This window comes from Streptomyces hilarionis (assembly GCF_024539675.1).
GTDB classification, from domain to species: domain Bacteria; phylum Actinomycetota; class Actinomycetes; order Streptomycetales; family Streptomycetaceae; genus Streptomyces; species Streptomyces hilarionis.
In genome coordinates, this window is the sequence record NZ_JAHHIT010000857.1 from 1 (window position 1) to 245 (window position 245).

Sequence of the window (245 nt, forward strand, 5' to 3'; positions counted from 1 at the left end):
TAACTGGGGGGTGCTGGATTTCGCTGGCGGCACCGCTGTGCACATCAACGCAGGCGTGGCGGCGCTGGCGGCGTGCCTGATACTGGGCAAACGCAAGGGCTATGCAAACGCGCCGATGCCTGCGCATAACCTAAGCCTGACCATGGCGGGTGCAGCGATGCTATGGGTAGGTTGGTTTGGTTTCAACATCGGCTCTGGCGGTGGCTTGAATGGTCTGTCCGGGATCGTCATGCTCAACACGCAAC

The 245-nt window shown here is 60.8% G+C and carries 1 pseudogene; it reads left to right on the forward strand.

Annotation, left to right across the window (positions count from 1 at the left end):
• A pseudogene (locus KMS84_RS40565) lies at positions 1-245 on the forward strand (ammonium transporter); the annotation flags it as partial.